Origin of the sequence: uncultured Alteromonas sp. (genome assembly GCF_963976965.1) — a bacterium.
Taxonomy (GTDB): Bacteria; Pseudomonadota; Gammaproteobacteria; order Enterobacterales; family Alteromonadaceae; genus Alteromonas; species Alteromonas naphthalenivorans.
Genome location: NZ_CAXBMP010000001.1, coordinates 55533 through 79698 on the forward strand (window position 1 = coordinate 55533; position 24166 = coordinate 79698).

At 43.3% G+C, this 24166-nt stretch carries 17 protein-coding genes; 12 read left to right on the forward strand and 5 right to left on the reverse strand.

Annotated features, from left to right (window positions below; genetic code table 11):
* Positions 1-267: 267 nt before the first annotated feature.
* The 10 genes from AAC006_RS00295 to AAC006_RS00340 all read left to right on the forward strand — a co-directional run bounded on the left by AAC006_RS00295 (position 268) and on the right by AAC006_RS00340 (position 13996).
* Positions 268-3597, forward strand: coding sequence for an MHYT domain-containing protein (locus tag AAC006_RS00295; RefSeq protein WP_339890416.1), 3330 nt, complete (start codon positions 268-270; stop codon positions 3595-3597).
* Positions 3597-4592 (forward strand): two-component system response regulator, encoded by a 996-nt coding sequence (locus tag AAC006_RS00300; RefSeq protein WP_126872771.1) that lies wholly within the window; start codon positions 3597-3599, stop codon positions 4590-4592. Before AAC006_RS00295 ends, AAC006_RS00300 begins: the two co-directional genes overlap by 1 nt.
* A 344-nt stretch (positions 4593-4936) precedes the next feature.
* Positions 4937-5395 carry a ribosome maturation factor RimP gene (gene rimP / locus AAC006_RS00305; RefSeq protein WP_126872772.1) on the forward strand — a complete coding sequence of 153 codons (459 nt, stop codon included), beginning with the start codon at positions 4937-4939 and terminating at the stop codon, positions 5393-5395.
* A gap of 45 nt (positions 5396-5440) precedes the next feature.
* Positions 5441-6934 (forward strand): transcription termination factor NusA, encoded by a 1494-nt coding sequence (gene nusA / locus AAC006_RS00310; RefSeq protein ID WP_126872773.1) that lies wholly within the window; start codon positions 5441-5443, stop codon positions 6932-6934.
* 25 nt (positions 6935-6959) lie between these two features.
* Positions 6960-9566, forward strand: a complete 2607-nt coding sequence (gene infB / locus AAC006_RS00315; RefSeq protein ID WP_126872774.1) for a translation initiation factor IF-2 — start codon at positions 6960-6962, stop codon at positions 9564-9566.
* Positions 9567-9748: 182 nt separating this feature from the next.
* The gene (rbfA, locus tag AAC006_RS00320; protein ID WP_013783814.1) at positions 9749-10150 is read left to right on the forward strand and encodes a 30S ribosome-binding factor RbfA; all 402 of its coding nucleotides are present in this window, start codon (positions 9749-9751) and stop codon (positions 10148-10150) included.
* A complete protein-coding gene (truB, locus tag AAC006_RS00325) occupies positions 10151-11125 on the forward strand; it encodes a tRNA pseudouridine(55) synthase TruB (protein ID WP_057791453.1) in 975 nt (324 codons plus the stop codon).
* Positions 11126-11228: 103 nt separating this feature from the next.
* Positions 11229-11498 (forward strand): 30S ribosomal protein S15, encoded by a 270-nt coding sequence (rpsO, locus tag AAC006_RS00330; protein WP_013783816.1) that lies wholly within the window; start codon positions 11229-11231, stop codon positions 11496-11498.
* Between the two features lie 139 nt (positions 11499-11637).
* Complete coding sequence (locus tag AAC006_RS00335; protein WP_126872775.1) at positions 11638-12858, forward strand: YjgN family protein; 1221 nt, start codon at positions 11638-11640, stop codon at positions 12856-12858.
* A 4-nt stretch (positions 12859-12862) separates the two neighbouring features.
* Positions 12863-13996, forward strand: a complete 1134-nt coding sequence (locus AAC006_RS00340; protein ID WP_126872776.1) for a M48 family metallopeptidase — start codon at positions 12863-12865, stop codon at positions 13994-13996.
* Between the two features lie 78 nt (positions 13997-14074).
* Here AAC006_RS00340 and AAC006_RS00345 read toward each other — a convergent pair whose 3' ends face one another.
* The 4 genes from AAC006_RS00345 to AAC006_RS00360 all read right to left on the reverse strand — a co-directional run bounded on the left by AAC006_RS00345 (position 14075) and on the right by AAC006_RS00360 (position 18550).
* Positions 14075-14947 carry a GGDEF domain-containing protein gene (locus tag AAC006_RS00345; RefSeq protein ID WP_126872777.1) on the reverse strand — a complete coding sequence of 291 codons (873 nt, stop codon included), beginning with the start codon at positions 14945-14947 and terminating at the stop codon, positions 14075-14077.
* Between the two features lie 38 nt (positions 14948-14985).
* Positions 14986-15801 carry an alpha/beta hydrolase gene (locus tag AAC006_RS00350; RefSeq protein ID WP_126872778.1) on the reverse strand — a complete coding sequence of 272 codons (816 nt, stop codon included), beginning with the start codon at positions 15799-15801 and terminating at the stop codon, positions 14986-14988.
* Between the two features lie 231 nt (positions 15802-16032).
* Positions 16033-16857, reverse strand: a complete 825-nt coding sequence (locus AAC006_RS00355; protein WP_126872779.1) for a hypothetical protein — start codon at positions 16855-16857, stop codon at positions 16033-16035.
* A gap of 136 nt (positions 16858-16993) precedes the next feature.
* Entirely contained in the window at positions 16994-18550 is a 1557-nt protein-coding gene (locus AAC006_RS00360; RefSeq protein ID WP_057791465.1) for a bifunctional GNAT family N-acetyltransferase/carbon-nitrogen hydrolase family protein, read from the reverse strand.
* A gap of 253 nt (positions 18551-18803) precedes the next feature.
* Here AAC006_RS00360 and AAC006_RS00365 point away from each other — a divergent pair, with 253 nt between their 5' ends.
* Together AAC006_RS00365 and AAC006_RS00370 are read left to right on the forward strand one after the other, a co-directional pair.
* Positions 18804-19475, forward strand: a complete 672-nt coding sequence (locus tag AAC006_RS00365; RefSeq protein ID WP_126872780.1) for a 2OG-Fe(II) oxygenase — start codon at positions 18804-18806, stop codon at positions 19473-19475.
* Positions 19476-19675: 200 nt separating this feature from the next.
* Positions 19676-21364: a response regulator gene (locus AAC006_RS00370; RefSeq protein WP_126872781.1), complete on the forward strand. Its 1689-nt coding sequence runs from the start codon at positions 19676-19678 to the stop codon at positions 21362-21364.
* 161 nt (positions 21365-21525) lie between these two features.
* On the opposite strand, the gene AAC006_RS00375 is transcribed toward AAC006_RS00370, so the two are convergent.
* The gene (locus AAC006_RS00375; RefSeq protein ID WP_126872782.1) at positions 21526-24096 is read right to left on the reverse strand and encodes an ExeM/NucH family extracellular endonuclease; all 2571 of its coding nucleotides are present in this window, start codon (positions 24094-24096) and stop codon (positions 21526-21528) included.
* Positions 24097-24166 lie beyond the last annotated feature (70 nt).

The following is a 24166-nucleotide window of genomic DNA, read 5'->3' on the forward strand; positions in this document are numbered from 1 at the left end:
ATACAGACCATCCTAAATTTCTCAGTAAAGCCTTTGCATGCACCAAAGGTGGTAGCTTTCGCTTAATTGCCAAAGCTCATATATAAGCCCGGCTCTTAAGCGGGATTGCCGGCACACGCTTGGCCAATTTAATTTACAGCGCATATTTAATTAGTGAACGTAAAATGGTAAAAGTAACCCTAATAATAGAAAAAGAAGAAATATACCCTTGGTATATTTGATAATTCTTAAATTTCCTTCGCTTCGAAATGCGCGCTTTTGGGTAGTATGATTCAAGAATATTTTACGATAGGGCAAGAGGTCACCTTGCTCGATGGAAGTTATGACTTTGGCTTAGTAGCACTATCGTTAACGATTGCTATTTTTGCGTCATTTATGGCATTTAACGTCGCCACTCAGGCCGCCGTTTCTACTAATAAATTCAGAAAATACACCTTACTCAGTGCGGGTAGTATCGCCATGGGGGGCGGGATATGGGCCATGCACTTTTTGGGTATGCTCGCCTTTGAGTTGTGCACCGCCGTTTCCTATGACGTAGGGATAACCTTAGCGTCTGCATTACCGGGCATAGCCGCGGCTTGGGTAGCGCTTTACCTCATGACAAAGCCTACCATTTCATTCACCGAAATATTAACTGGCGGCGTGCTTGTGGGGTCAGGCATCGGCACCATGCACTACAGCGGTATGGCGGCTATGGAAATGTCGCCTTTACTTCGCTACAGCCCTTCATTATTTATACTCTCAATTGTTGTCGCAGTTTGCCTCGCGATGCTGGCCCTATGGATCAAATTTGGCCTAAGTGCTGTGGGGATAAAAAAGTCGAGCTTGGGAAGGGATGCTTTAATTGCAAGTATTGTAATGGGCCTTGCCATAGCAGGTATGCATTACACGGGAATGTTAGCAGCCAGATTTGTTATGCCGCCAGGGATGGAGTTTACTTCACAGCCTTCTGAAATATCAATTTATCTAGCACTTTCAATTGCAATGGTTACGGTTACGCTCATTGCATTAGTGCTGGGTATTACCTTGTTGTTTAAGTACAAAGATGTCAGTTCACGTGCTATCGAGAGCGAACGAATTCAGCGGGCTATTACGGATATTGCGGTAGATGCCATTATTACAGTAGACAGTACCGGCATTATTAAAACAGCTAACCCGGCAGTCACTGCGGTGACAGGATATTCACCGGAGGAGCTTATTGGTCAACAAGGAAAAATACTGGCGCCAGATGACAAAAAATCAATTTACAGCAGCGATTTCTTTGAACAAAAATCAGTACCGACTGAGCAAATAATTGGAACCAGCCGAGAGGTGGTCATTGTTGGTAAAGGTGGGGAATATATCCCTGTTCGGGTTGGGATTGGGTATACCAAGGTAGATGGTAATGCCTTATTCGTTGGTTTTTTCTCTGACTTAAGAAAACGCAAAGCAATGGAAGATGCGCTGCGTGAAAGTGAAGCTAAGTTCAGGAGTTTTATTTCTAATATCCCAGGTATGGCTTATCGTTGTTTGAATGAGCCTAATTGGCCCATGGAGTTTATCAGCCAAGCAGTAAGCGAGATAACGGGATATGCCGCAGATGATTTTATTTTGCCACACCCTAAAATTACGTTTGGTTCCCTTTGTCACCCCGATGATGTGGCGCGCGTAGAAGCAGAAGTGGCTGCCCATAAAGCATTCAGTATTGAGTACCGTATTATTAATAAAGCGGGTGATATTCGGTGGGTGACCGAACATGGTGTTCATATCCTTGATGAGCAAGGCAACACTATTTATTTAGATGGCTTTATTTCTGATATTACCGCCCGAAGGGAAATGGAAGAAGAACTTAAAGCGGCAAAAGAAAGAGCAGAGCAGGCTGCCGCTGCTCGCACAAACTTTCTTGCCAATATGAGCCATGAAATAAGAACGCCAATGAATGCCATTATTGGTTTCAGTGATTTAATGCTTGCAGAAAAAATGCCGCCAGAACAGCACGGTCACCTTACCACGGTAAATCGCTCTGCACGTTCACTGCTGCACCTGTTAAACGATATTCTTGATAGCGCTAAGTTAGATAAAGGCAAACTCGATTTAGATTATCGCGACTTCATAATTCGCGAAGAAGTCGATACCGTGATTTCTACATTTTGGCTTGAAGCCAAGCGCAAGAGAATTTCATTAGAAGTACAAGTGGGGAGCGAAGTTCGCGAGGCCTACAATGGTGTTCCAGAGCGTATTAGGCAGGTGCTTAATAACTTAATTGGTAATGCTGTTAAATTCACTGGCGATGGCAGTGTGGTGTTAGAAGTATCCAGTGACAGCTCTTTTGTCTACTTTAAAGTAAAAGACTCGGGTATTGGCATGAATAGCGAGCAGGTCAATCGTGTATTCGACGCATTCGCCCAAGCTGACGCGTCAATGAGTAGAAAGTATGGCGGCACAGGTTTAGGCACAACTATCTCTAAACAGCTTGTTGAATTGATGGGCGGAAACATTTGTGCGCAAAGCGAGCTTGGCGTTGGTAGTACTTTTACCTTCCGCTTACCGCTTGTGCCAGCAAAAGCCCCTATGGCAATGGAAGAAGGCAAACCTGTCCAATTGCCACCAATGCATATTCTTATCGTGGATGATATCGCTCAAAATATTGATTTGTTGTCTTTGTTATTATCGCGTTCTGGGCATACCGTCGAAGTAGCGCGCGATGGCCAAGAAGCACTGGAAAAAATGAATATCCCCGGTATTGAATTGGTGTTGATGGATTTGCAAATGCCGGTATTAGATGGCCTAGAAGCATCAATACTAAGACGAAAATATGAGGTTGAGCATGGCCTACCTCCGATGCCAATTATCGCGTTAACAGCCAGTGTGTTAGTTCAGGATAGACATGCCGCAACCGATGCGGGAATGGATGGCTTTGCGAATAAGCCTATTGATTACCCCGTACTTACTCGAGAGATGGCACGGGTGCTGGGCAAAGAAATTGATGAATCAGCCACATTAGTTGTTAATAATGATAAATCAGAAAAACCTAAATTAAGTAAAGTGGTAGACGTAAATCGAGCAATTATGCTTTGGGGTGACGCACAAACCCATCGCAACGAAGTGGCGCGATTTACCCGTGAAAACGAAGCCAAAATTGCGCAAATAAGTACAGCAATTCTCGATAACGATGCAGCAAAAACAGCATCGCTGGCTCACGGCATTAAAGGCGTTGCCGGAAACCTATGTTTAAACCCTCTGATGTCAGTTTGCCGAGATATTGAGAAAAATGCACATGCTGGTGAATTAGATATTTCAACAGTACAAATACTTAAAAAATCATTCAATGAAGTGATTACATGGCTTCAAGGCACTCACGAGACCAAAACGGTGCACGTTAAGCAAGATGTTAACTACACTGTGTTGTTAGAGCACCTAACTAAACTGAAACAGAGTGTTGAGCAGAACATGCTTGATGAAGATGAATTACAAGAAGTTAAAGCGCTTGCTGGTGGTGAATACAAAGACACCATAGCCTCCATTATTATGGATATTGATGATTTTGAGTTCGAACGTGCCGAAGCGCAGCTCGTCGAGCTTATTGATACGTTGGCCACAGAGACTGAAACGCAATAATGCTTAGAACTATTGAAAAGCCTACCTTGTTACTGGTTGATGATGAGCCAGTAAATTTAAGAGTCTTAAAGCAACTGTTAGCTGCAGACTACCAACTCATTTTTGCCAAGAACGGTGAAGAGGCGATTAAATTAACCTCGCAGCGTCAACCTCAACTTATTTTGCTAGATATTATGATGCCAGGACTTACAGGCTTCGAGGTATTTAGAATATTAAAAGGTCAAGACGATACACGTCATATTCCAGTTATATTCGTTACTGCGTTAAATGATGAGCACGATGAAGCAGAGGGTTTTGAGGTTGGGGCAGTTGATTATATTACTAAACCCATTTCACCACCGGTGGTAAAAGCCAGAGTTAAAACCCATTTGTCGTTAGTGCAGTCTGATGAACTTATGCGTACTCGATTGCAAGTGGTACAGCGCTTAGGCCGTGCAGCTGAATATAAAGACAACGAAACCGGCATGCACGTATTACGCATGAGTCATTACTCAAAAGAATTGGCACTCGCTTACGGGTTTAGTGATGAACAAGCTGAAATATTACTGCACGCAGCGCCTATGCACGATATAGGTAAAATTGGTATTTCCGATAGTATCATGTTGAAGCCGGGTAAATTGACAGACGAAGAGTTTGCAATAATGAAGACCCACCCTGAAATTGGTGCTGAAATTTTAGGGGAATGCGATTCTGCATTGTTGGTGGTAGCCAAGTCGGTATCACTGACTCATCATGAAAAATGGGATGGTAGTGGCTACCCGAACGGACTAGCAGGTGAAGATATTCCTATTGAGGGAAGAATTTGTGCCGTGGCAGATGTATTCGATGCGCTTACCAGCAAACGGCCTTATAAAGAGCCATGGAGCGTAGACAAAACATTAGCCTTTATGGAAAGTCAGAAGGGCAAGCATTTCGATCCGGCGCTAATTGATTTGCTGATGGCAAAATTACCGCAGATATTAGAAATAAAAGAAAAGTGGAAAGACGAAGACTAGACAAAGACTAATAGAGTCTGTGCTATAAATCATGGGCTACTAACTAATAGTCGAGTGTTGTTGCTTAATGTGACGTCAATCAGTATAATGCGCTTATTAAGTGATGGTAGCGGGCTCCCTCAGTGTTTAGGAAAGTAACGCTTCCATTCTCAGCAAACTATCACCTACCGGTGTTTTTTACCCATGTGTTTGCATTTGTCTTTTTGACAAATTTGGGTTCAGAATTTTAATAAAAGCCCCGCTAGTCCGGGGCTTTTTGTTGTATTAGACCCTGGAGTCAGCCTAGCTGAGCTAGGTGATGACAGGTGGGCTTAAGGCCCTTTTTTCGTTTTTGGAGGTTTGCATTGGCAAAACTTGAAGAGAAACTAACCGAAATGCTTAACCCAGGTGTAGAAGCTTTGGGGTTTGAATTGGTTGGGATCGAATTTGTACGAGCGGGGAAACATTCAATTCTTCGCGTTTTTATTGATCATGAAAACGGTATCTCCGTAGATAATTGTGCAGATGTAAGTCATCAAGTGAGTGCGATATTGGATGTTGAAGACCCAATTAGCACAGAGTACAACCTAGAAGTATCTTCACCAGGTATGGATAGACCGCTTTTCAAAGAAAAGCATTATGTTGATTCTGTAGGTGAAGTTGTTCAGGTTCGTTTATCTATGCCGATGGACGACAGACGTAACTTTATAGGCAAAGTATTGGCTTGCGACAATGGCGTAGTCAGTATTGAAGTGGATGGCCAGCAGTTCCAGTTAGCTGTGGCGAATATCGAAAAAGGTAACGTTGTTCCCACATTCGAATAACGGAACAGCAATGCTTTCATCGACGAAAGCTTGAGTGAGGCTAAAATGAATAAAGAAATTTTGTTAGTGGCGGAAGCCGTTTCAAATGAAAAACAAGTGCCTAGAGAGAAGATTTTTGAAGCGCTGGAATTTGCAATAGCCAGTGCCACCAAAAAGAAAAATGAAGGCGATATTGAAGTACGAGTAAGTATCGACAGAACCTCTGGCGACTTCGACACATTCCGTCGTTGGTTAATTATTCCTGATAATCAGGAACAAGAGAACCCGTTCGCAGAAATCACCCTTTCTGCTGCACAAGTAGAAGAGCCTGAGCTTCAATTAGGCGATTATGTGGAAGATCAGATTGAATCTATCAAATTTGACCGCATAACTACGCAGACCGCGAAACAAGTTATCGTACAAAAAGTACGTGAAGCTGAACGCGCGCAAATGATTGCAGAATACGAAGATAAAGTCGGCGAGTTGGTAACCGGTACGGTTAAGAAAGTAAACCGCGACAATATTATTATCGATTTAGGTAATAACGCCGAAGGTGTTATCTACCGTGACGATATGCTTCCTCGTGAAACGTTCAGACCAGGCGACCGTGTTCGCGGCTTACTATATGTAATTCGCCCTGAAGCACGTGGCGCTCAATTGTTTATCAGCCGTACTCACCCTGACATGCTTGTAGAGCTATTCAGACTTGAAGTACCGGAAATTGCTGAAGAAACACTAGAAATTAAAGCGGCGGCTCGTGATCCGGGTTCCCGTGCAAAAATTGCCGTTAAAACTAACGACAAACGCTTAGATCCAGTTGGTGCGTGTGTGGGTATGCGTGGTTCACGCGTACAAGCAGTATCGGGCGAATTGGGTGGTGAGCGTGTTGATATCGTATTGTGGGATGAAAACTCTGCACAGTTTGTTATTAACGCCATGGCCCCTGCAGAAGTTGCCTCTATTGTTGTGGACGAAGACAGTCACATGATGGATGTAGCAGTAGAAGCTGACAACCTTGCTCAGGCAATCGGTCGTAGCGGTCAAAACGTTCGCCTTGCTAGCCAGTTAACTGGTTGGGAACTGAACGTGATGACAGTAGAAGATCTGAACAAGAAACATGAAGAAGAAAACGCGAAGGTATTGAACATCTTTACCGCTGGCCTAGATGTAGACGAAGAGTTTGCTGCTATGTTAGTTGATGAAGGTTTCACCACCTTGGAAGAAGTGGCATACGTGCCAGCAAGCGAGCTTCTTGCCATCGACGGACTTGATGAAGATACCGTTGAAGAATTGCGTAATCGTGCACGTGCATTCCTTACGACCCGTGCATTAGCAAACGAAGAATCGCTTGAAGGCGCAGAGCCTACCGAAGCCTTACTAGGCCTTGAAGGAATGAGTAAGCACGTGGCCTATGTGTTGGCCAGCCGCGGCATTACCGACCTTGAAGAACTGGCCGAGCAAGGCACAGATGAAATTAGTGATATTGATGAACTAGACGAAGCTACTGCGGGTGCGCTGATTATGGCAGCACGTAATATCGTTTGGTTCAATGAAGAGTAAAGGTCAACAGGGGGAATAATACGTAATGGCAGATGTATCTATTGAAAAGCTCGCCAGCGACATTGGTACGACCGTTGACCGATTGGTTGGCCAGTTTAAAGACGCGGGTATTACAAAGAATGCCGGCGCTCAGGTTACTGAAGAAGAGAAAAAGAAACTGTTGGATCATTTAAGTAAGCAACACGGTAGCGCGTCCGAGCCACAGCGCATGACACTTAAACGCAAGACAACCAGTACTATTAGCGTAGGCAAGTCTAAAGAAGTTAAAGTAGAAGTACGTAAAAAGCGTACTTACGTTAAGCGTACTGATGCTGAAGAGCAACAACGCATAGCTGAAGAAGAAGCGAAGTTAGCCGAAGAAGCACGTTTGAAACGTGAAGCAGAAGAAAAAGCTGCTGCTGAAGCAAAACAAGCTGCTGAAGAAAAAGCACGTAAAGCGGAAGAGTCAAGAAAGGCTGCTGAAGAAGAACGTGCTCGTCGTGCTGAACAAGCGAAGAAAGAGGCTGAAGCACGTAAGAAAGATGAGCCTGAAATGTCTGCTGAAGAAAAAGCGGCTCAAGAAGCTGCTCGTCTTGAAGAAGAACGTCTTCGTAAGGCTCAGGAAGAAGAAGCACAGAAGAAGCTTGAAGAAGATGCTAAGAAAGCCGCTGATGAAGCGCGTAAATTAGCAGAAGAAAACGAGCGTCGTTGGAAAGAAGAAGCTGAAGCTCGTAAGAAAGCGGAAGCTGAAGAAGTGCATTTACATTCAAATCGCTATGCGCAAGAAGCAGAAGACGAGCAAGACGCGCAAGTTGAGCGTTCTTCACGTCGTCGCAGAAAGTCTAAGCGAAATGCAGGTGAGCACTTGAAGCAAGGCTTCAACAAGCCAGCTCAACCTGTAGAGCGTATCGTTAAGCTTGGTGAAACTATCACTGTTGGCGAACTTGCTAGCAAGTTAGCGATTAAGTCGAACGAAGTTATCAAAACCATGATGAAAATGGGTGAGATGGCAACAATTAACCAAGTTCTTGACCAAGACACAGCAGTACTTGTTGTTGAAGAAATGGGTCACAAATTTGAACTGGTTAACGACAACGCGCTTGAAGAAGAATTGTTAGCTGATGATGGCACAGGCGGTGATAAAACTTCACGTGCACCTGTAGTTACCATCATGGGTCACGTTGACCACGGTAAAACGTCACTACTTGATTACATTCGTCGCGCGAAAGTGGCTGACGGTGAAGCGGGTGGTATTACACAGCATATCGGTGCTTACAAAGTACAAACTGATAATGGCGAAATCACCTTCTTAGATACGCCTGGACACGCCGCGTTTACTGCAATGCGTGCTCGTGGAGCAACAGCTACCGATATCGTTATCTTGGTTGTTGCGGCAGATGATGGCGTGATGCCACAAACGAAAGAAGCGGTTCAACATGCTCGAGCAGCTGGTGTACCGTTAATCATTGCCGTGAACAAGATGGATAAAGAGTCAGCCGATCCAGATCGTGTTAAAACTGAGCTTTCTCAACTTGAAGTTATTTCAGAAGAGTGGGGCGGTGAGCACCAGTTCTGTAACGTTTCTGCTAAAACCGGTATGGGTGTTGATGGTCTTTTAGAAGCCATTAACCTTCAAGCTGAATTACTTGACCTACAAGCAGTAGCTAAAGGTCCTGGTCGCGGTATCGTTATTGAATCACGTCTTGATAAAGGTCGTGGTCCAGTAGCTTCAGTACTTATCCAAGAAGGTGAGCTGAAAGCTGGTGATATCCTGCTATGTGGCGAAGAGTACGGACGTGTTCGTGCAATGCGCGATGAGCATGGTCAAGAGCTCAAGCTAGCTGGTCCTTCTACCCCTGTTGAAGTACTAGGTTTATCTGGTGTTCCAGTAGCTGGTGAAGATGCTGCGGTAGTTAAAGATGAGCGTAAAGCCCGTGAAGTAGCGGCTAAACGTCATCAGAAGAAGCGTGAGCTTAAACTAGCTCGTCAGCAAAAAGCCAAGCTTGAAAACATGTTTGCGAACATGGAAGCAGGTGACGTTAGCGAACTTAACATCGTACTTAAAGCTGACGTACAAGGTTCTGTTGAAGCAATTGCTGAATCGTTGATTAAACTATCAACGGCAGAAGTTAAAGTGAACATTGTGGGTAGCGGCGTAGGTGGAATCACTGAAACTGATGCGACATTGGCAGCAGCTTCTGGCGCTATCGTACTTGGCTTTAACGTTCGTGCCGATGCAACTGCACGTCGCGTACTAGAAGCTGAAGAAATTGATTTACGCTACTACAGCGTTATCTATAGCCTAATTGACGAAGTGAAAGCAGCAATGAGCGGCATGCTTGCGCCAGAGTTCAGACAAGAAATTATTGGTCTGGCTGAAGTGCGTGATGTATTTAAATCGCCTAAACTTGGTGCTATCGCTGGTTGTATGGTTACAGAAGGTGTGGTTAAGCGTAGCAATCCAATCCGTGTACTTCGTGAAAACGTAGTAATCTATGAAGGTGAACTAGAATCTCTTCGTCGCTTCAAAGATGACGTACAAGATGTACGTAACGGTATGGAATGTGGTATCGGCGTTAAGAACTACAACGACGTAAAAGTTGGAGACCAAATCGAAGTCTTCGAAATCGTTGAAGTTAAACGCGAAATCTAATTGCCTAACTAAATCAGTATAAATAAAGCGGGGGCACAAGCCCCCGTTTTTGTCTGTCACTTTTCAAAATGAGACTAGGTTGTTTATAGACTAAGCTTTAAAAGGTTATACCTTAAAGCGGCTTAGCTTCTAAGAGCCTGAGTGACTGGCAACAATCGCTGATTTAAAGACAGGAGAAAGTTATGGCTCGTGAATTTTCACGTACCGACAGAGTGTCGCAGCAAGTTCATAAAGAAGTGGCTAGCATTCTGCAAAATGAATACAAACACCGTGTAGGCGATATGCCGCTTATTACTGTGTCTGATGTAGATGTAACACGAGATTTAGCCCACGCTAAAATTTATGTGACTATCTATAACAGCACAGAAGAAGAAGGCAAAAGACAAATAAAACAGCTGGCCGAGTTTCAGCCGTTTATTCGTAGTATTTTGGCTAAGCGCTTACGCATGCGCTCTGTGCCACACCTTCACTTCTTTGAAGATAAATCAATTATTGAAGGTATGCGCATTTCTAACTTGGTATCGCAAACCGTTGCGGCAGACGACGCGAAGCGAGATACCGACGAGTCAGAAGAGAAGGAATAAATGGCAAGGCGTCGTAAAGGCCGTGATATTAACGGCATAGTATTGCTAGATAAGCCATTAGGCGGTTCTTCAAACCAACTTCTTCAAAAGGTACGTTGGTTGTTCAAAGCTTCAAAAGGTGGTCATACGGGCGCGCTAGACCCTTTAGCCAGCGGTATGCTGCCTTTATGCTTAGGCGAAGCTACGAAGTTTTCTCAGTTCCTATTAGACGCAGAGAAAACCTATGAAGTGACCGCAACCTTAGGTATTCGTACTACTACCTCTGACGCAGATGGTGAAGTCGTTGAAGAAAAGCCGGTGACGGTGGATGAAGAAACGGTTCGAAACACGTGTTTGCAATTCTTAGGGAAGAGCAAACAAGTGCCTTCCATGTTTTCGGCGCTAAAACACCAAGGTAAGCCTCTTTATCACTATGCTCGTCAGGGGATAACAGTTGAGCGTGAAGCCAGAGACATCGAAATATTTGAACTTGAAGTCACGCGAATTGCGTTGCCAGAAGTGGATATGCGCGTTAAATGCAGTAAAGGCACTTATATTCGGTCGTTAGTAGACGATATTGGTCAAATCCTTGAGTGCGGCGCTTACGTCACACGATTGCACCGTACTGAAGTAGCCGATTACCCAACGGATAAAATGGTATCTCTTGATACGCTAATTGCTACTCAAGAAGCATTAGATGAGGGCGACTTTGCTGCACTTGATGCTTTTATGATACCTATGGACACCGCGGTCAGTAGACTGCCTTTGGTCTGCATTAACGATGCTGAAAAACAGCGTTTCGATAATGGTCAAAGTGTTAAAGGCACTTGTAGCGAAGCATTAGTTGTCGGCCAGCCTTACCGAGTTTATTTTGGTGAAAACGAACAAGGTTTGTTTTTAGGCGTAGGTGAAGGCGTTCAAGATCCAAAAGACCAAGTGGGGTCTAATGGCGATATTTTTGTGAATCCAAAAAGACGGGTTGTGTACAACCAATAAAGTTTACACTTTCCCTTGCTAACTCGCGCGCTGTCATTATAATACGCGCTTCATTCCGTCTGGCTGAATTAGTGATCGGCCGGACATAATTTAGGAGAATGTTATGTCACTAACTAAAGACGAAACTGCAACAATCATTGCTGATTATGGCGTAAAAGAAGGTGATACTGGTTCACCTGAAGTTCAAGTTGCGTTGTTAACTCACAACATCAACAAGCTTCAAGGCCATTTTGCTGATCATAAGAAAGACCACCACTCACGTCGCGGTCTTCTACGTATGGTTAGCCAGCGTCGTAAGCTTCTAGACTACCTTAAAGGCAAGAACGCTGAGCGTTATCTTGACCTAATTAAGCGTCTTGGCCTACGTCGATAAGCTTAAGTTTTTAATGAAAAAAGCACCCTAGGGTGCTTTTTTTATGCCTGTAAAACATTGCCTCCATAGTAAATGTTGCGTATGTTTAGCATTGGTAATGCTTTAAGCATATGGAAATGATTAATAATAAGAGGGATGTATGTCATCAAATATTGATTACTCAACGTATTCATTGGAAGAATTGAAGCAAGCTCGCGCCACAATTGATGAAATTGAGCACCCAGAACGGGCGCAAGAGTTAGAAGAGCGAATTGTGAAGTTTGAATTACCAGAAGCTTCATCCACAGAAGCTTCGTCCACAATAGCTACCTCCCCAGTAGCTACCGCACGAGTTTTAAGAAAGGGAAAGGTTTCCTTTCATGGTAAAGCGTCAGAATTCTTTTCTATTTGGATTGTGAACCTATTGCTTAGTATTGTGACACTGGGTATCTATTCTGCGTGGGCAAAAGTAAGAACCAATCGATATTTTTATGGAAATACTGATATTGATGGTCATCGGTTTTCCTATCTAGCGAATCCATTACAAATTTTAAAAGGCCGTATTATTGCGGTGTGTTTATTTGCTAGTTATTTCATTTTAAGTGCAGTAAGTCCTATTGCAGGCGCAGTCATGGTGTTGGCTTTAATGCTACTCACGCCCTTTATGATAGTGCTAGGTCAACGTTTCAGTATGCGTATGACGGGCTATCGAAATGTTCGATTTAAATTCAATGGTGGCTTTGGTGGCGCGTTTGTGGTTTTCGTAGTATTGCCTATCGTTAGCATGTTTACCTTGTACTTAATGTTGCCATGGGCGCTTAAGAAGATAGACGAATACCTAGTTGACGAATCTGCTTTCGGTGACATCAGATTTACTACGAAATTGAGCACGGGATCTTATTATCTTGCGTCACTTGGCGCTGTGGGTATAGTCGTGGCAGTGTTTATCGTTGGTGCTAGTGTAATGGGTTTTGGCTTTAGTAGCCTTATTGAAACATTAGAAAACGGCGCACCTTTAGTGATGCTCGCTCTGCTCGGCATGTACCTTATTGCTTTTGCCATTTCATCTAGCTTTTATACCGCCCTTATTCGCAATCATATTTATGAAAATAGTGAAATACCAAACGTGGCGCAGTTTAATTCTAATGTGGGTGTAATGCCTTTGGTATGGCTTAGAACCACTAACGTTATTGCTATTGTTCTTTCCTTAGGGTTCGCTATCCCATGGGCGAAAATTCGCAGTGCTCATTTCTTTGCTAATGCAACTGAGGTCACTGTGTTATCAGGTATTGATAGCGTTACATCCGTTAACACCGGTTCTGTGGGCGCTACAGCTGAAGAAGCGGCTACGTTGTTCGATGTTGATGTCGCATTAGGCTAGCCTAGTGATACACGGGCAGTTATATCAATCAAAAGATTCAGCGGTAACATCAGTTATCGCGAATATTGAAAACAATACATTGATCATTCGTTTATTAAATGGTGACAAGCGTGTTAAGGATGAGCAATGTGTGACAACAAGCCGTCTAGAAATAGACGCGAGCGATATTGCTGAAAATGGTGAAAGTGCCGGCGTTGGCAGAAGTGAAAGCACTGAGCCGCTAAGGTTTCAGCAATCTGAAGTTAATGCGAAGTCGAAACTGGGCAACTTGCCTCGAGAAATCATCTTACCTAATGCTCGCTTACTGGTTTGTACTCCATCACCACTGTTAAATCAGTGGTTAGATGGTGGGGCAGGTAGTCGTATCTCTCAAATGGAAACGAAAAAGCCTTGGTTAATCGCGAGTGTTTTATTAGTACCACTTTTACTCTACGTTATTTTTGTACAGGGTATGCCATGGGCGGCCGTTAAATTTGCTGACCAAATACCATATTCCATTAAAACCGTAGCTTCACAGCATACGTTGAGTGCATTAGATTATTCTATGCTGGAGCCTAGCACGCTACCCGATTGGCAACGTGAGCAGTTAATGATGGGGTTCAACGCCGTTGTAGAGCAAGTTAGCGAACCCGGTACTGAGAATGATATTCGGGTACATTTCAGAAATTCCGAGCTCATTGGCCCCAATGCCTTTGCGCTACCCGACGGTACCATCGTGTTTACCGATGATTTGGTTGCACTGGTAGATGGTGACCAAGCATTACTTGACGCCATATTGTTACACGAAATTGGCCATGTGGCGCAAAACCATTCCATGCAAATGGTGGCCGAGTCTTTATTTGCCACCCTGGCGATAAGTTACTTTTTCGGCGATTTAAGCGGAGCAATTGAAGCTTTTATGGGAATAGGTTCTAGTGTTGTACAAAACCAATACTCACAAAAGCATGAATGGCAAGCTGACAACTTTGCTATTTCGAAATTAAAATTAATGCACCGAGATACCGCTGACTTTGCGGACGTAATGCGTAAACTATCGAACGAAACTGACCAGCAGGGCGCTGAAAATAGCTGGTTTCAATCTCATCCCTCAACCAAAGCACGTATAGAGAATGCTGAAAGCGCAGCATATCATGATTGATTGGTATTAGTCGTTCTAGTGGTAATACCGGGTGGAATACTTAGTGTTTATACCTAGTAGAATGCCTAGTGTTAGTGCCTAGATTTTGGCGTGTTTGTCTGTGTGGAAGATAGTGCGATTTCGGCCGTCATCTTTTGCCTGGTAAAGTGCGTCATCGGCTTCTTTAATTAGCGTTTCAACCTGCAAGACAGTGTCATGTTGAGACATGGGTATTTGCGTCACGCCAATACTTACCGTAATTCTATCTGCTCGCGAGTAACGTAATTCTGCAATCCTTTCATGCAAATACTTACAATAGAGTCGGGCATTGTCCTGAGTTGAGTTATATAACACTATCAGAAATTCTTCGCCGCCCCAGCGGGCAACAACGTCAGTTTTTCGTGTGGCAGATTTCAATGTTTTTGATAGTAAAACAATAACCTCATCGCCCACATCGTGACCGTGCTTATCATTAATGTTTTTAAAGAAATCTATATCAATGAGTAAGAAGGACACAGGAACGAATTTTCGATTTACCTGATCGAGTAGCTTACGAATATCTGCCGAGGCAGCACGACGATTGAGTAAGTTGGTAAGCGGGTCGAGACGGGAAAGTAGTGTTAGCTCGTCGGTTTTTAATTCCAAACTGTCTCTTACTTCTATTAGCTCTTGATAAAGCTTGTCACGGCTTTTAGCTGAATGCATAGACCAGTAGAGTTGTTCGCCATGCAGTGTAACATTTGCCAGCACAGGTAACCGTTCTTGCTGCGCAGTAACCAACGTCATTTGAAGTTCCGAAAATCTACCCGTATCGAGTAATGACGGTCTCACATAGCTTTCAAAAAAAATTAAACTCGCCCGCGAAATAATACTGGAAACGTTACTTCCCGCCATATCTTCTCGTGAAGATCCGAGAAATTCCAGTGCATCTTTATTGCAGTAATCGATACTTCCGGATCGTAAATCCGACACTAAAAGTAAACTTGGAAAAAGGTCGAGCAGTTCCTCATTCAAGAGACAAACTGCTCTATTTTTTCTGCAATAGTGACTGGGTTCGTCATATGCAAACAATGGCCGTGAGCATCAATCACTTCAAGCGATGACAAAGGTGTTTTTTCATGCATATATTTCCCCACTTCGACTGCTGCTAATGAGTCGCTGCGACTTTGCAGAATAAGAGAGGGAAAAGAAATTGTCGGAAGGACATTTCTATAATCGGAAAAGAAGGTGGCCTTTGCAAAAGGTTTCGCATATTTAGGGTCGGTAGAACAAAAGCTGCTTTCCAATTCTTTTACTAAAGTGGGGTCGTTCTCTCCCCCCATCACTAATGGCGCAAGGTAACTCGCCCATCCAATGTAGTTTTTGTCCATTAGGTTAATAAGCTCTTCCAAGTCTTCTTTTTCGAAACCACCAAAGTAGTCTGGCGGTAAATTCAGAAAACAAGGAGAAGGGCATATTAATACAAAATTTGAGAAATGTTGCGGGGCGATAACTGAAGCGAGGTAGCCAATAATGCCGCTCACTGAATGCCCAATAAACGTGACCTCGGTTAACTCAAGCGCTTCACAAATATCGATAACATCTTGTGCATATCCTTCTAATTCTTCATACCGAGATTTATCAAAAGCACTAACATTAGATTTTCCACAACCCAAATAGTCAAACAGCACGATTTTGTATTTTTGCTCAAGATAGGGGGTAAGGTACTTCCACATGTTTTGGTCACAACCAAATCCATGTGCAAGCATAAGTGTTTTTGTGCCTGATCCAATAACGTTTACGTTATTGTTGTCGATAATATGATTAGCACTGGATTGAAAAATCATAGTAGTAGCCTGTTCTAACTTGAGCAAAAAAATAGCCTGAAAATAGCAACACAATGCTGCCCACTTATATAATGTTTATAGCATCGAAGAGAAACAGAATATATGCTACTTAAGGTGAATAACGTCAGCGCAAAAAAAAGGAGCTGATAGGCTAATGCCAGTCAGTTAAGCTGACTGGCATTAGCTGATAGGCTCCTTTCAAAATACATTCAAATTTGAGGCTAAGATTAATTAGCCTTCAGATACGCTCGCTGTAGATGAAGGCGCAGAGTTTGTAGAACTCGTTGTGCTTCGTGAAACTACTTTGGTGGCTATCTCTCTTAACTCATTTTCAAGGCTGGTAATGCGCCCAGAAAGGGAACTGTTACGCTGCTCTAACACCGATAATTTGTCAGACAAGTTGCGTACTTGTTGTTCGCTGCTGCGTTTATCGCCAGAGACTTGTTCTAGTTGAACATTCAAGGCTAGAATTTCATCAGCCAAAGAAGCCAACTGATTTTTCACTGAGCCAACTTGGCTCTGCTGGCTAGTCACATCATCGGCAACCTTCTTAATGTTGCCCTGAAGCGCAGTTTGAACATTACCCACTCTATCACCCAAGTCAGCAATTTCTTTTTGATTGCGGCGCCACGCTGAAGCCCAAAGTTTGTCCATCTGTTCCCACAAATCATTGGTCTTACTGGCCAGTTCATTTACTTTAACCTGCAATGCAACAGTCGACTCACCCATTTCTTCACCAGTAGCAGAAAGCTTTTTCTCTAATTCAAGAATGCGTTTTTCAGCTTGAGAAGCGACTACTTTTTGTTGTTCTACCAATGTGTACAAGTAATAACATCCGCCACAGGCACCAAGCGCAATAAGTGCGATAAGGAATACCCAGAGACCATTACCGCCACCACTGCTTTTTTCTGGGGTTTTAGGAGAGGGGCTGGTAGGCGATGAGGAATTCGAAGGCGCTTTAGTTGGCGTAGGCTGACGCTTTTTTTGATAATCGCGACGATCTTCATCATCTAAACGAATAGTTGGAAAATCATCATTATTCGAATTATTTGCCATAAGTTCTCTATTTTCTCTTGTTAAAGCATTGGGTTAGCTGCTGCCTACCTAGATGTAGGCGCAGTAACCGAAATATCATTGTTAGCGCATAATAACATCGATATTATATTGAATTAATTATAAATACCAATGGCGATTACGTATCGCTGTCAAACCATTCTACACGATACAAATCGCGACGACGATCTAGATAATTCCTAACAGAACCTTCATTTTGAAGTTTAGTCAGTTTATCTAAATCTAGGTCTACGATCAGCGTCATTTCCGTATTTGGTGTGGTTTCTGACACAATAGCATCGTGGGGGAATGCAAAGTCGCTAGGTGAAAACACCGCAGTTTGACCGTATTGAATATCAACATTGTCTACTTTGGGTAAATTACCCACACTGCCTGCTATAGCCACATAACATTCATTTTCAATGGCGCGGGCTTGGGCACAACGTCTAACCCGTAGATAGCCGTTCTTGGTATCTGTCCAAAAAGGAACAAATAGAATCTGCATTTCTTGCTCAGACAGCAACCGTGCAAGTTCAGGAAATTCTACGTCGTAACATATCAGTACCCCGATTTTCCCGAAATCTGTATCGAACACTTTAAGGCTATTACCGCCTTTCATTATCCAATCTTTCTTTTCGTGTGGGGTAAGGTGTAGTTTGTACTGACTTTCTATGGTGCCATCGCGCTTACAAATATAGCTAACGTTGTATAGCTCATCTTCTTCTACCACAGGCATAGAGCCCGCAATAATAGTGATATTGTACGACACAGCAAGGTGCGAAATGGAAGTCAGAATTTCATCGGTATAGGTGGCTAAGTGCCATATAGCATCAATTGAAGTATCAGACGGGCTCAGCCCCATTAAAGGTGCGTTAAAAAATTCAGGAAACAATGCCACATCGCAGGAATAATCCGATAACGCGTCTACGAAATATTCAACTTGCTGAAGGAGTTCTTCCACATTGTTGAAGTAACGCATTTGCCATTGAATACATCCGATACGGGCGCTCGACTTGCGACCAGTTATAAGCGATGGATTATTAGGCTCATAATAGATGTTGTGCCATTGCAGTAGCGTGGCATAGCCTTTCGAGGCTTCATCCTCAGGCAAATAGGCACTGAGGACCTGTTTTACTTCAAAACCATTTGATAGCTGAAAAGTGAGAATAGGATCGTAAATGTCTTTAGATTTTACTTGTTCAATGTATTCATAGGGAGACAGTTCTTTCGCATAATTTTTATAAGTAGGAATGCGCCCGCCAGCCATTATTGACTTCAAGTTCAGGTTTCTACATAACTCTTTGCGCGCCTCGTACAAACGACGGCCTAGTCTTAGCCCTCGATAGTCGGGGCAAACGATGACTTCAACACCATACAATACGTCTCCATTTGGATCGTGAGTAGTAAGATAAGCATCGCCAGTAATTTCATCGTAGCTGTGTTTATCGCCGAATTGGTCGTAATCCACAATGACTGAGATAGCGAACGCCACCACCTTTCCTTTGTCTTCAATACATATTTGACCTTCGGGGAACGTGGTGACTTGTGCCTTAAAGTTATTGTAAGGCCAAGCTCCTCCAACGTTTGCATACACGTTATCCATTAACGCTTTAACGTCGTTATAGTCATCTAGGCGCAAATTACGCAGCGCTAAATGATGTTCGGTTTCTTCAATGACTGTTTGATCCTGACTCATGCCTTTACCACCAGTGGTTGTTTTCCATATTTGAGCATAATTATTTCCGTGGGGCTAACGGTATTAATGCTTGTGTCATCTAGGTTTTAAAGCAAGTTTTATTCCTATTAAAACCAATGCGTTATAATCAAGAGGTTAGGCTTTCATTTATTGTTCGTTAATTGTGCATTTAAAGCTTGCTGTGTGAGTAACTTAAGCGTATAAATCCGCATCCAATTACTCGTGCTAACGCCGTATAAAGTCAAAATTAATCATGGAACGTTTCTCGTTAGATTTACCTTCACCCCTTTATGTTTTTGATGAAAATTATTTCAGTAATATTGTCAGCGATTTACAAGAAAAGGGCTTTAGTATTAGGCCGTTAGGCGTGCCAGAGTTTGTTATAGATGCATTGGTCGCCTGCCAAGATACATTGTCCAAGCAAGCATATCGGCGCGCGGGGATTGGTCGGGCTCAACAATTTCAACACCACGAAAAAGTAAGAAGCGATGAGATATGTTGGATAGACGGCACCTCTTCAGAAGGGCAGTTGTGGCTAGAATGGTGTGAAGCGTTAAGGCTCTATATTAATCGCCATTTATTCATGGGGTTATTTTCGTTCGAGAGCCACTTTGCCTGTTACGCCCCCGGTAATTTTTACAAACGTCATCTCGATGCTTTCAAAGGTGAAAGCAATAGAATGCTATCGGTGGTGACCTATTTAAATGATGATTGGCAAGCTACAGAGGGTGGCGAGTTAGTATTATATGCTAGTGAACAAGATGACATTGGCGTGAGAGTGTTACCTGAAAAAGGCACTATCGCCATTTTTCTTAGTGAGGTATTTCCGCACGAGGTACTCACCGCAAAACGTGAGCGGCATTCAGTTGCGGGGTGGTTTAGGTTAAATACCAGTATTAATGAAAATATTGATCCACCAAAGTAATTCACCTATGGCTAAACCCTTGCTTCTAATGCTAGTATCGAAACTATAAGTCAAAAGTATAATTCCCAAGTAATGCAGTTACTGTTAAACCCCAACAGTAGGTTATTGGCTTATAATATCGTAGATAGTTAAACCCTCCATTTAACAGATGTGGTAACTACGATAAGTCTTAGGGACAAGAAAAAAAAGTGATTGGTTGAATGTTGGAAAAAATTCCTGCTCCCACCTCAAAAGAGGATTTGCGCGTTCTGGTTATCGACAACCAGGGTTTAGTGCACGATGTAGTAGCCTCTGCGTTGCATGCTATTGGTATCAAACATGTTGTGAGTGCATTTAATGCCTTTCACGCTATTCGTTTGTGTGAAGAAAAGCGTTTTGATTTCGTGCTGCTTGCATTCAATGTGAGTCACGACAAAGACGGCTTTCATTTATTCGAAGAGCTAAAGCACTTAAATCATATCAATGACACCACTACGGTTATCTTTCTAAGTGCCGAAACATCACCAGAATTGGTTAATTGTATTGTTGAGTTGCAGCCTGACGATTTCTGGGTGAAACCGTTGAAGCCAAGCAGTATCGAGTCTCGTTTAAATTACTTACTCCAGATACGCTATAAGCTTCATAAAATGCTGCATTGTATGAAGGTTGGCGACTATTCTACTGCGATGTACTATGCAGAGCGCCAATTAAAAGACATGTCATTATCCGACTATCACCCCAGAATTAGGCGCCTAATTGGCGAATGTTTGCTGCAACTGCGTGACTATGAAACGTCTGAAAATTACTACCGAGAACTACTGCAAACCATGGATCATGCGTGGGTGCATATTGGCTTAGCCCGTTCGTTATTGCGTCAGGATGAGCTAGAAGAAGCTCAACTCTTGGTTGAAGACTTATTACTACGCCCAGACACTCGATTTTTAACCTACGACTTGCTAGCACAGTACTTTATTGAAAAAGAGCAGTTCGAGTTGGCTTACGAACAAATGAAACAAGCGAGTAAGTTAGCACCTCGTAATATTGAACGTAATAAGCGATTGTGGGATTTGGCCAGGCTCAACCACGACAAAGTAGGTCAGTTGTCTGCGGTTCAAAATATGGCGAAGTTTGCCAAAAATTCTATTCATGATTCACCTGAGCTTTCTTTAAATGTAATTCGTTCTACCATCGATTTAGCCACTAGCCTTGGCGCTGGGGAAGGTGATAGATACATACAACGTGCGCAAAATGACTTGGAAGAGATCAGTCAGCAAAAAGGGGTTCAAATCCAACTTGGCGACCAAATTGATGTTATTAAAGCGCGTATGTTGTGCCTTCGAAATCAAAAGAAGTCGGCTGAGGAAATCATGAACGCCAGTTCAGTGCATACCACTGGGCAATCGATGGAAGATAACCTAGACAAAATGAAAGCTTTTCATGAGCTAGGCATGCGTGAGCAGTGCATCAGTATTTTAGAAAAGCTTAAAACGCAAATTGAGGGTGATACCTTTTCTTCGCAAGTCGTCGATGAATATCTCAAGCAAGAGTCTATTGAACGCACAGAGATACAGTTCACGACTAAAGAATTGAAGAACATGGCTACGGTGCACTATAAAGAGAACCGGTTGCAGCCTGCTTACAATAACTTGCGACAAGCACTTACTATTTCGCCTAAAGACAAACAAATTGCATTGAGTTTAATGAAGGTGTTGCTTCAACTGCACAGCACCCAACCATTGAATGATGAGCAACTGGAAGTGGTTACACTGGCAGCACGCATGTTAACTAACGAAAAGTTATCAGCTTCACAAGCAGACAAGCGCGATCAGTATATTGATAAGTTAGGGCTTGAGGTAGAAGCGCCTAACGATAAGGAAGCCTTGGGCGTTCTTGGTCACCCTACAGCATAAATGAATACATTAGACAGTGAGGCTTGCTCTGTATAGTTTGCCTGCACAAACTAAATAATACTCGGATATAAAGCAGATATAAAAAAGGGATGGTTTTTAAACCATCCCTTTTTTAGTTTTAAACCGCCAGCATTTATTTACGGGGGTTATTTTTGATGAATTTACTTAGCTGAACGGCGGCGAAAGGTTAGCACACCCGCCATTAGTGCTAAAATGAAGCCCATAGAACCACCAGAATCGTTATCAACTTCAACTACATCGTCACCATCATCTGGAAATTCTGCTTCTAAGTTGAAGGTTGCAATGAACGGGTCGTGATCTGAGCTGCGGAATGGACCTACATCAGTAAATGCATAGCCGTCTTCATCAGCGTAATAGGTCAGCGCTTGATCATACTGGAATTGGTAAACTTCAGGAGAGTTAATACTCCAATGTGCTCCATCTACCGCATCAGCAAGCATGGTTTCACTTGCTAGCACATGGTCTAAGCTGCCCACTTGCTCTGTACCGTAGAACCAGTAAGAGTAACCTTCAGCATCAAACTCTTCTGCAAGATTTACGTAACCATAATTAGCCGTTACTTCTACAGAGGCACCATCGTCCATACCTGTATTTGCTGCGGTCATTACCGTGTAACCTTGGGTTTCAGCGGTGTAGTCGGTAAGTACTGCAACCGGATCTTCAGCACTGTACGAGTTCAAGTCACCTAATACTAAAATACGCTCAGGTAAGCTTTCATCGCTTAATGCTTCACCTAGTGTAATAGCAGCAGATACACGAAGTGCATTACAGCTACCTTGGATGGTATCCGTTTCACTGACTGCTTCAGCAAGATCTTCACCACACTCTGAACCTTTCGATTTAAAGTGGTTAACGGCAACAGCAAAGGTTTTACCGCTTTCAATGTGGGCAAACGATTGAATTAAAGAAGGGCGCATTTGTGCAACGCTGTCTTCATCAATTTGCTGCATTGGCATGTCTACTACTTGTGCATCACCTTCAGGCGTTACAATAGTTGCGCGGTATAACAAACCAACAGTAATTGCATCAGTACCAATTGCTGTGCTATCAGCAGTGCTGATGAATGAGTACTGTTCGGTATCGGCAAGTTCTGCATTAACAGCAGCGACTAGGCTAACGATAGCGCTGTCATCGCCAAAACCGTCGTTTTCAATTTCCATTAAGCCAACCACGTCAGCGTTTAAGCCTACAATGGCTTCAACGATACGTGCTTCTTGTAAAGCGAATTCAGTTTCGTCTTCAGCGCCACGGTTTGCATCGAAATCGAAGGTTACATCGCCGTTTGCATCTACTTCGCCATTGAAGTAGTTCAGAACGTTGAAGGTAGCAATTGATAAGTTACCTTCAGTTACCACTGGGTTCGCTTCGCGAGTAGAAGTTACTGTAATCACTTCGGTAGGGTTAATTCTAAACGCACCGAAGCTATAGTTTAGCGGGCCGCTTGCAGACACAGTATCACCAATACGAATAGCATTTGCGTAGCTAAAGGTAGGGAAGTAGTTAATGCTGTCTGGGTAACTAGCACTGCTGTTATCTTCGATTTTAAGTAAGCTGGCTTCTGAGGCTGCAACTGCTTCAACGTATGCGTCTGAAAGTGGTGCTGCTACGTCGCTAGGCTGGCGTTTAACGCTGTCACTTACTTGAATTTCGCCGTAACGCCACAAATCGTTTGTGCTAGTTACCGTTGCATCAACAACAGAAGCTAGCATGCCTTCAAATGGCTCAAGAGAATAATCGTAAGGCATATCGATAGTCGTCATCAATACGTCATCGCTTGCGCCACAATCAAGTGCAGTCACATCGCTGTCTAAGTTAAGCGTAGTCATGCCGTAGTTTTCAACTACTTCACCGTATAGGCGAGCAACGTTACCTACCGCAATAGTAGTGCTACCGTTAACGAAAATACCTTCAGAAGTGGCATCATCACCATCGCTATCCACTGTTTCTTCTTGTAAGAAGAAACCGCCCGCACCCATGCCAGTAACGATGGCTTCAACAATATGGCTGTTACCAACTTCTTCTGAAGCATCGCCGCTCCCTTGAATGGTACTAATAAGGGTTGCTGCATCAGCACAAACGCCTAGCTCAATAACGGGCTCTTCTGGTGGAACTTCATCATCACCGCCGCCTTCAGTACTAAAAGTACCTTCAGGGAAGGGAGTTGTTGCAGCCGCATTGGTCGCGGTATCATCTAATGCGTCAACGCCACTGTAAGTCCAGTTGTCAGACGAGAAAGTCCCGCCATTAGCGACTGAACCATCTTTTCGGTAAGCCCAACCGTCTAGGTATTCCCATGCTGTGCCGTTACCATCAACATTAATGTCACCGAAAGTATCAACAACGGCTTCGTTTTCGAAAAGCTCTACCGCATCATCGCCATTAATACCCATGGCCGAAGTATCGTAGTCTGGTGCATAACCGAAAAACTCAGTAAAACCATCAATTTCAGATGCTACGTAAATATAACTACCCGCTGAGGCGCTATCTGCTGGGAAAGTAAATTCTACGCCATCAGTGCCGCCGCCATTGTTGGCTGAGCCAAGCCCGTAGACCGATAAATCTGGAATATCGTTTACAACGTAAAGTTCAACAGCTTTAGGAAGGCCGCCGGTAAGTGACGCATCAACAACACCGCTGATAACTAAGTCGCTGGCATTGGCCGAAAATGCAGTAAGAATACCTGCTGTTATAAGTGACAATGGAGTTTTCACTGGTTGTTTCCCTCTTAGGTCTTTTATTATTAGGTCTGTCAAAGCAGACCCTCTTTGTTATTGCTAGACC

Excerpts from the sequence above, each read along its gene's own strand:
- AAC006_RS00295 (WP_339890416.1), top strand. The coding sequence starts at position 268 with ATGATTCAAGAATATTTTACGATAGGGCAAGAGGTCACCTTGCTCGAT.
- AAC006_RS00300 (WP_126872771.1), top strand. The coding sequence starts at position 3,597 with ATGCTTAGAACTATTGAAAAGCCTACCTTGTTACTGGTTGATGATGAG.
- nusA (WP_126872773.1), top strand. The coding sequence starts at position 5,441 with ATGAATAAAGAAATTTTGTTAGTGGCGGAAGCCGTTTCAAATGAAAAA.
- infB (WP_126872774.1), top strand. The coding sequence starts at position 6,960 with ATGGCAGATGTATCTATTGAAAAGCTCGCCAGCGACATTGGTACGACC.
- rbfA (WP_013783814.1), top strand. The coding sequence starts at position 9,749 with ATGGCTCGTGAATTTTCACGTACCGACAGAGTGTCGCAGCAAGTTCAT.
- truB (WP_057791453.1), top strand. The coding sequence starts at position 10,151 with ATGGCAAGGCGTCGTAAAGGCCGTGATATTAACGGCATAGTATTGCTA.
- rpsO (WP_013783816.1), top strand. The coding sequence starts at position 11,229 with ATGTCACTAACTAAAGACGAAACTGCAACAATCATTGCTGATTATGGC.
- AAC006_RS00335 (WP_126872775.1), top strand. The coding sequence starts at position 11,638 with ATGTCATCAAATATTGATTACTCAACGTATTCATTGGAAGAATTGAAG.
- AAC006_RS00350 (WP_126872778.1), bottom strand. The coding sequence starts at position 15,801 with ATGATTTTTCAATCCAGTGCTAATCATATTATCGACAACAATAACGTA.
- AAC006_RS00355 (WP_126872779.1), bottom strand. The coding sequence starts at position 16,857 with ATGGCAAATAATTCGAATAATGATGATTTTCCAACTATTCGTTTAGAT.
- AAC006_RS00360 (WP_057791465.1), bottom strand. The coding sequence starts at position 18,550 with ATGAGTCAGGATCAAACAGTCATTGAAGAAACCGAACATCATTTAGCG.
- AAC006_RS00365 (WP_126872780.1), top strand. The coding sequence starts at position 18,804 with ATGGAACGTTTCTCGTTAGATTTACCTTCACCCCTTTATGTTTTTGAT.
- AAC006_RS00370 (WP_126872781.1), top strand. The coding sequence starts at position 19,676 with ATGTTGGAAAAAATTCCTGCTCCCACCTCAAAAGAGGATTTGCGCGTT.